We start from the raw sequence: 6,441 nt of genomic DNA on the forward strand, positions 1-6,441 counted from the left end.
CTCCTGGTACACCAGAGTCGAACAGTGGTTCGACTCTGGTGGGAGGTTTCGATGTCAGAGGTAGACGCCCCGCTGGGCCAGCCAGGGCCGCGGGTCGATCTTCGTCGTGCCGTTCTGCCACACCTCGAAGTGCAGGTGGGGTCCGGTGGCCTGGCCACGGTCACCGATCTCGGCGATCTGCTGCCCGCACCTGACCTGCTGTCCCCGGTGGACGGAGAAGGTGTTCATGTGGCCGTAGACCTGGATGGTGCCGTCGTCGAGCTGGATGCGGACCCAGAGCCCGAAACCGCTCGCGGGCCCCGCGTCGATGACGGTCCCGTCGGACGCGGCGTAGATCGGGGTGCCGATGGAGTTCGCGATGTCGACGCCGAGGTGCTGGGTGCCCCACCGGGCGCCGAAGCCCGAGGTGAACGTGCCATGGGCGGGCAGACAGGTCTTGGGCCGGGCGGCTTCCTCCGCGGCGGCCTTGGCGGCCGCGGCGGCTCGCGCCTCGCGGGCCTGGGTGATCTGCTCGCTGTCGTTGAGTTTGCGGACCTCGGCGGAAGCGTCACCGTAGTGCGCGGCCGGAAGAAGCTCGGGGGCACCGGCGGGGGCGTCACCACCCAGGGCGAACGACGCGCTCGCGTCCTGGGAGTTGGCCAAGGGAGTCACCCGGTCGGTGTCCTTGCCGAACGCGTGGAGAGTCTGCCCGGCCGCGGCTGCGGCGAACGCGCCGGCCGCGACGGCGGCGACCACGACCCGGCCGCGCAGCGCCGAAGGAGGCGCGGGAAGCCGGTGCGCGCCCCGGACGCGGATGACCGCACCATCCAGCGCGGTATCAAGCTCCGGGGAAGGGACTTGGCCGCCGGGGGAGCGGTGTGGAGCCAAGACAAGCCTTCCGTTACGTCGGGGAGTCAAGTCGCGGATGCGGGCTGGGCCCGTGAGCAACCTCGGGGGTGGTTGCCCGTCCTCCGCTTCGTGACCTGACCGTAATGGGGACCGGGGGACAGTAACGAAAGGAGGGCGCGATCGGCAAGGTCCGATCCGGCCGCCGGTCGTGCGGAGCGCTTTTGCCCGCCGATCAGCAGCGACGATCACCCTGCGTCAAGGCATTTTTACGGAGGTGTTGTGATGTAGATTACGTTTCTATTCGGCGTGTTGCCGTTCGCCGGCCTGGAAACGCACCCGCGTTGCCGCGTCTTTGCTGAGCGCTCGGCGCCGGCCGGTTCTTCGGTGACGATCGTGAATTCGGAGCGGTGTGAACGCGAAGCGCGGCGTTGCCCGGTGAACCGGTGGCGGGCTTGCTAGCGTGCGTTGGCAATGACCAGGACTCAGGGGGCTCCCGGCGGCTGGCGCTCATGGCTCGGCTCGCCCTCGCCCGATGACGCCGAACGGCAGCCGGCTTCCGCGCTTTCCTCCGCACTCGTTCTGGGTGCCGTGGCAGCCGTGCTGCTGGCAATGGGCGGATTGGTGCCGGTGGTGGCCGGCGCTTCGCCGGGGTTTTCGAGCGTGCCGCTGCTGATCGTGCTCGCCCTCGCGCCGTTGGCGGTCGTCGTCGTGTTCCTGTCCCGGGGCAGGACGAAGGCGGCGGCGGGCGTGCTCGCCGGTGTGGCCGCCTTGGTGCCCGGACGACTGGCCATCGACCTCGAGTTCCTCATCGACCCGTCCGCGACGAGCCGGCCGGAGCTGTACCGGCCGGTGGTGTTCGCGCTGCCGTCGCCGGCGGCCGGGATTTGGCTGCTGCTCGCGGGACTGGTGGCGACAGCGGCCGCGGGTGGCTTCGCGGTCGGCGTGGCGCGCTCACGGCCGGAGAGCCGGGACGGCAGCCGCGTGCGGATGGTCACCGGTCTCCTCGGCGCGGTGGTCGCGGCGATGGGTGTCATGATGGCGCCGTTCTCGTCCGACGATGCCTTCCTGCCGGTGGGCAGCGCGTTCGAGCGGCCCCCGGCCGTCCTCGCGGGATGCCTGTTGCTGGCGTTCGCCCTGCCGGTCGCGGCCGCGCTGTCGTCCACCTCGGCGGCGGAAACCGCGCGTGGCGGCCTGCTCGGGCTCGCCGTCGGAACGGCGACGGTCGCCCTTCCGAACCTGGTCGCGGCTTCGGCGGTGTCCGGGCTCGGTCTGGCGCCAGGGCCGGTCTTCGTACTCGTAGGCACCGTCGGCCTGGTGATCGCCGCCTGCCTGCCGGGCGTCCGGAAGGGCGGGTTCGCCGCCGAGCCGATGGAGGCGGGGTCTGACGCCGGTGTGGCAAGCCTGCCGGGGTCGTCGCGGCTTCGCGTGGCCACCGGCGTGCTCGGGCTGGCGACGATGCTGACCGCGTTCGTCGGGGCGCTGGCACCGCAGGTCGAGGTGGTCGGCGGCATACCGGGGCCGCAGAGTCCTTCGCGCTGGTTGTTGTTCGCCGCCGGGCTGCTGGTCGGGGTTCCCGCCGCGGCCATGTTCGTGCCACGGCTGGCCGCGAACGTCCGTCCCGTGCTTTCGGCCGGGTGGGCCGGTGTGGTGCTCGCCGCGACCGCGGTGCTCACCACCGCCATCACCGCGAGCGAACTCGGGGCCGGGCTGGGCCCGGGCCCGGGGGTGCCGTGGACCGCGGTGGCGATCGTGTGCGCGGCGGCGACCGCCTGTTGTTCCGTCGTCGCGGGCATGGTCGAGCGAGACGACGCCGAGGAGGCCACCGATCAGGTCCCCGGGCCGAACCTGCTCACTCCGCTGTTCGCCGGCGGCATCCTCGCGATTGGTGCGTTCGGCACGCCTGCCATCGTCGGGACCGACTACACCGAACCCGCGTTGTGGCCGAACTTCGGTACCCCGTCGTGGGGGCTGTTGATCGCGTTGCTCACCGTGGCCGGTGCGTGCCTGCTCGCGCCGCGTTGCCGGCCCGCCCGTGCCGCGGCGTTGCTCGCCGGGGCTGCCGGTGTCGCGCTGCTCCGCGTCGTCGCCTTGCCGTTGACCGCCGGTCTGATCCCTGGAGCGCATGCCGGAGTCGGGTGGTGGCTGGCGATCGGGTGTGCGGTTGCTCTCGTTCTCGCCGCGGTGATCGCGGTCACCGGAAAGCCGGGACGCGGCGCGAAATAACGGCGCGCTCACCGAGCGTGGGGGGATTCACACCCGGAAACGACGCTCTGGATCCATACGGTGACAGAGTTCACCGGGGTACGGTGCCCGCGTTTCTCCGCACGTCGCTAGGGTCGGTCGCGTCCGGCAGCGCGGTTTTGGATAACCCCACTGTGACGTTTGTCGTCAGGAGACTGGAGTAGTGGACCTCTACGAATATCAGGCGAAGGACCTTTTCGCCGCCCATGGTGTTCCGGTATTGCCCGGAGCGGTCGCGAGCACCACGGAGGAGGCGCGGGCGACCGCCGAACGGCTCGGCGGGCCAGTGGTGGTGAAGGCCCAGGTGAAGACCGGGGGCCGGGGTAAGGCCGGCGGCGTCAAGCTGGCCCAGAGTCCCGAAGAAGCCGCGGAGAAAGCGAACGCGATCCTGGGGCTGGACATCAAGGGGCACGTCACCCGGCGAGTGCTGGTGACCGAGGCCTCGGACATCGCGGAGGAGTACTACTTCTCCTTCCTCCTGGACCGGGCGAACCGGACGTTCCTCGCCATGGCGTCGGCCGAAGGCGGGATGGAGATCGAGCAGCTCGCGGTGGAGCGGCCCGAAGCGCTGGCGCGGGTGCCGGTCGACGCGATCGCCGGGGTGGACAAGGCCACCGCCCTGAAGATCCTGCGGCAGGCGGCGTTCCCGGAGAAGATCGTCGACGCGGCGGCGGACGTCGTGGTGCGGCTGTGGGAGACCTTCGTCGCCGAGGACGCCACGCTGGTCGAGGTGAACCCGCTCGTGCGTGATCCGCAGGATCGGATCGTCGCACTGGACGGCAAGGTGACCCTGGACGAAAACGCCGCGTTCCGGCAGGCGGGGCACGCCGAGCTCGTGGACAAGGAGGCGGAGGACCCGCTGGAGGCCAAGGCGAAGGCCAAGGACCTCAACTACGTGAAGCTGGACGGCCAGGTCGGCATCATCGGTAACGGCGCCGGTCTCGTTATGTCCACTTTGGACGTAGTCGCCTACGCGGGCGAGCGGCACGGCGGTGTGCGGCCGGCGAACTTCCTCGACATCGGTGGCGGCGCTTCCGCCGAGGTGATGGCCGCGGGCCTGGACGTGATCCTCAACGACCCGTCGGTGAAAAGCGTGTTCGTCAACGTGTTCGGGGGCATCACCGCGTGCGACGCGGTGGCGACGGGAATCGTCGAGGCGCTGCGCATCCTGGGCGACGAGGCCTCCAAGCCGCTCGTGGTCCGGCTGGACGGCAACAATGTGGAAGAAGGCCGGCGGATACTCGCGGATGCCGCGCACCCGCTGGTGACCTTGGTCGACACGATGGACGATGCGGCCGACCGGGCCGCCGAGCTCGCCGCGGCGGGGGTGTGACGAAATGGCGATTTGGCTGAACGAGCGCAGCAAGGTGATCGTGCAGGGAATCACCGGCTCGGAGGGCAGCAAGCACGCGACGAAGATGCTCGCGGCGGGCGCCAACGTGGTCGGCGGGGTGAACGCCCGCAAGGCCGGGCAGACCATCACGCTGGCCGGGACCGAGCTGACCGTGTTCGGCACGGTCGAGGAGGCGATGAAGGAGACCGGCGCGGACGTGTCGGTGATCTTCGTGCCGCCGAAGTTCGCGAAGGACGCGGTGGTCGAGGCCATCGACGCGGAGATCCCGCTGGCGGTCGTGATCACCGAGGGGATCCCGGTGCACGACACCGCCTACTTCTGGGCGCACGCCGTGGCCACCGGCAACAAGACCCGGATCATCGGCCCGAACTGTCCCGGGATCATCTCCCCCGGCAAGTCGAACGCGGGGATCATCCCGGCCGACATCACCGGTCCCGGCGCGATCGGGCTGGTGTCCAAGTCCGGCACGCTGACCTACCAGATGATGTACGAACTGCGGGACATCGGATTCTCCACGGCGGTCGGCATCGGCGGTGACCCGATCATCGGGACCACGCACATCGACGCCCTCGCCGCGTTCCAGGAGGACCCGGGCACCGAGGTCATCGTGATGATCGGCGAAATCGGCGGTGACGCCGAAGAGCGTGCCGCCGACTACATCCGGGAGCACGTCACCAAGCCGGTCGTCGGTTATGTGGCCGGTTTCACTGCCCCGGAGGGCAAGACCATGGGTCACGCGGGCGCCATCGTCTCGGGTTCGAGCGGTACCGCCCAGGCCAAGAAGGAAGCGCTCGAAGCCGCGGGAGTCAAGGTCGGCAAGACCCCTTCCGAGACCGCTGAGCTGGCCAGGGAGCTGTACAAGAAGCTGCACTAGATCGGTTTTTTCCGGAGTGGACGCTCCGGGAGCGATGGCCGGGCGCCTCGAGGCGCCCGGCCATCGCCGGTTTCGGCCGATTCAGCCGTAACCGGGCGCAACCGTTTGCCGTTGTGACACGTCGGATAGCCGAAGACGTGGCCGGAAAGCGCGAGTGCCGCTAGCGTCTTCGCCGACCCATCGACCTTCGCCTTCGCCGACGACAGGAGAACACGGATGTCCTTTCCCAGTGGTGGGCCGGGCTACCCCCAGCAGGGTGGCGGCGCACAACCCCATCCCCCGGCGCCGGGCAGCGGTGGATACCCGCAGCAACAACACTCGCCCGCGGTGTCCCTGTCGGGCGCGAACCTGACGGTCCTGCTCGGGCTCGGGGTGACCCTGCTCGGCCTGGTCAACTACTTCATCGGCTTTTCCGACGACGCGTCCCCGGCCGATGGAGCCATCACCTACCTGCTCATCGGCGGTCTGCTCGCGGCGCTGCGGGTGCTCCCGCGCGTTCCTCGTGTGCTGCCGTTCGCGGCCCTGGCCAGTGTTGTCGGGGCGCTCGACGCGATCGTCGCGGCGGTTCGCGTCCCGTCGGGTGCCAGCGTTCCGGGAGCCGTCACGGTCATCCTGATCCTGGGCATCCTGCAGATGCTGCTCGCGGTCGCGACACTGCTGCTCGAGCAGGGAGTGGTCAAACTCCCCACCCACCAGCAGCCCCAGCCTTACGGTCAGCCGTACGGCCAATTCGGTCAGCCGCCGCAGGGCCCCGGTGAGCCGCAGGGCGGCGCGGGCGCCACGCAGTTCGTACCGAAGTCGCCGCCGCAGCCGCAGTCGACGGTGTACGCGCCCCAGCAGGGCCAGTTCTACCAACCGCCTCAGCAGCCGGACACCGGTCCGCAGCAGCAGCAGCAGCAGCAGTCGCCGGGCGGCGGAAGTGGTGGAACTCCACAGAGCTGAGGCCGGACCCGTCTCGCCTCCTCTCGCCGCTGGTAACCCGCGCGGGTGAGCATGGACAGGGCTTCGGCCGGACGGCGGCGTGCCTCACCCGGACGGCCCAACCGGGGTGCGAGGGTGCGGGACGTGCCGCCAGTCATCCCGAGCCGCCGCGCGGAAAGACGGACGCACGGCGGCCGCCGGGGTGCGGCGGCTGTGCCGGTGG

General features: G+C 70.2%; 5 protein-coding genes. 4 read left to right on the forward strand and 1 reads right to left on the reverse strand.

The window, feature by feature from the left end; translation table 11 throughout:
* Positions 1-54: 54 nt before the first annotated feature.
* Complete coding sequence (locus tag ACFSXZ_RS34780) at positions 55-735, reverse strand: M23 family metallopeptidase (protein WP_378270443.1); 681 nt, start codon at positions 733-735, stop codon at positions 55-57.
* A gap of 564 nt (positions 736-1,299) precedes the next feature.
* Here ACFSXZ_RS34780 and ACFSXZ_RS34785 point away from each other — a divergent pair.
* The 4 genes from ACFSXZ_RS34785 to ACFSXZ_RS34800 all read left to right on the forward strand — a co-directional run bounded on the left by ACFSXZ_RS34785 (position 1,300) and on the right by ACFSXZ_RS34800 (position 6,239).
* Positions 1,300-3,051: a hypothetical protein gene (locus ACFSXZ_RS34785; RefSeq protein WP_378270137.1), complete on the forward strand. Its 1,752-nt coding sequence runs from the start codon at positions 1,300-1,302 to the stop codon at positions 3,049-3,051.
* 181 nt (positions 3,052-3,232) lie between these two features.
* Positions 3,233-4,402: an ADP-forming succinate--CoA ligase subunit beta gene (gene sucC, locus ACFSXZ_RS34790; RefSeq protein WP_378270139.1), complete on the forward strand. Its 1,170-nt coding sequence runs from the start codon at positions 3,233-3,235 to the stop codon at positions 4,400-4,402.
* Positions 4,403-4,406: 4 nt separating this feature from the next.
* On the forward strand, positions 4,407-5,297 hold the full coding sequence (gene sucD, locus ACFSXZ_RS34795) for a succinate--CoA ligase subunit alpha (RefSeq protein ID WP_378270140.1): 891 nt from the start codon (positions 4,407-4,409) through the stop codon (positions 5,295-5,297).
* 216 nt (positions 5,298-5,513) lie between these two features.
* The gene (locus ACFSXZ_RS34800; RefSeq protein WP_378270142.1) at positions 5,514-6,239 is read left to right on the forward strand and encodes a DUF5336 domain-containing protein; all 726 of its coding nucleotides are present in this window, start codon (positions 5,514-5,516) and stop codon (positions 6,237-6,239) included.
* Positions 6,240-6,441: the final 202 nt, after the last annotated feature.

It is taken from the genome of Amycolatopsis pigmentata (assembly GCF_042684065.1).
Classification (GTDB): domain Bacteria; phylum Actinomycetota; class Actinomycetes; order Mycobacteriales; family Pseudonocardiaceae; genus Amycolatopsis_E; species Amycolatopsis_E pigmentata.

Bases quoted from the DNA above. Each gene is read 5' to 3' on its own strand.
- ACFSXZ_RS34785 (WP_378270137.1), top strand. From the start codon at position 1,300: ATGACCAGGACTCAGGGGGCTCCCGGCGGCTGGCGCTCATGGCTCGGC.
- sucD (WP_378270140.1), top strand. From the start codon at position 4,407: ATGGCGATTTGGCTGAACGAGCGCAGCAAGGTGATCGTGCAGGGAATC.
- ACFSXZ_RS34800 (WP_378270142.1), top strand. From the start codon at position 5,514: ATGTCCTTTCCCAGTGGTGGGCCGGGCTACCCCCAGCAGGGTGGCGGC.